At 51.5% G+C, this 1,008-nt stretch carries 3 protein-coding genes; all 3 read right to left on the bottom strand.

Annotated elements, in window-relative coordinates; genetic code table 11:
• Nucleotides 1-229, bottom strand: a 229-nt coding sequence (locus RQI43_RS24500) for a four-helix bundle copper-binding protein (protein ID WP_311276902.1), incomplete at its 3' end; no start/stop codon positions are given.
• Between the two features lie 15 nt (nt 230-244).
• Nucleotides 245-673, bottom strand: coding sequence for a DUF305 domain-containing protein (locus RQI43_RS24505; protein WP_012653051.1), 429 nt, complete (start codon nt 671-673; stop codon nt 245-247).
• Between the two features lie 42 nt (nt 674-715).
• The coding region (locus tag RQI43_RS24510; RefSeq protein WP_311276901.1) for a hypothetical protein at nt 716-1,008 on the bottom strand (293 nt) is incomplete at its 5' end.

Here is a 1,008-nt window from a genome sequence, read left to right on the forward strand (position 1 = left end):
TCTCAGCGCATTCTCGGCACACGTGCTTGTGATGCTCTGAACCCAGGAGCATGAAATGAGCCGAAGTCCGGCAAATTTCCGCGCAGGCCATCATAAGCTTCAAATGCTTCGGCTCCGTATGTTCGCCGCCCATTTCCAAGCAGTGCCCCATAGCCATCGATAAACACTCGCGATAGCAGGCGAGACAATTGTCGATGCAGACTTTCATTTCATCTGAAATGTGATGCATGGTCATGCTTCCTTCCTACTTCGCTTCCTTGTCGAGCCAGTCAGTCATCTCGGCGATTTCCTTGGTCTGCGCGTCGATGATCTTCTGTGCGGATTTTTTGGCCCATTCGTTGTCACCATATTTCAGCTCGACCTCGGACATGCTGATCGCGCCCATGTGATGGGCGATCATCCCGCACACGAAGGCAACGTCTGCGTCCTTCTTCATCATGCCCTGCATCATGTTCATCTGCATCGACTTCATGCCTTCCATCGATGCCTTCTGATAGTCGGTCATCATGTCGCCCATGCCCATGTCACCGGACTTCATATCCATCTTTGACATGTCCATCTCGGACTTACACTTTTCCGGATAGGCCATCTCTGCGAACGACATGGCGGGCATGACAGTGAGCAATGACAAAGCGCATGCAGCGGCGAGCGAGATTCTTACGATAGTTTTCATTTTAGTTCTCCTGATTGGATACAATTTGGTACGCTTCGCAACTCAGCTTAGAAGCTTTGGGGGCGGATAGTCCGGACGAAGAAACAGCAAACTGATTGGTTGTTCGACCGCGACGAATACAACAGCCCTCCGTCTGTCTGGACCACCAAGCACGTCCACCGAGACTAAGATTGGGCAGCAAATCATGGTGGGGCAGCAAGCGTGTCCAACAGAACCTTTAGAATCGTGGCTAGATGCCAATGAAGAGATTGAAGGGCAGTGATCGGCAGATGCGCCACCCGCCAGCGCCGTTCCATGGATATTTGACAAGATGAGAAGTATCGCAAGAATTAGAC

The organism is Methylobacterium sp. WCS2018Hpa-22 (assembly GCF_031843785.1).
GTDB lineage: Bacteria > Pseudomonadota > Alphaproteobacteria > Rhizobiales > Beijerinckiaceae > Methylobacterium.

Bases quoted from the DNA above. Each gene is read 5' to 3' on its own strand.
- RQI43_RS24505 (WP_012653051.1), bottom strand. From the start codon at position 673: ATGAAAACTATCGTAAGAATCTCGCTCGCCGCTGCATGCGCTTTGTCA.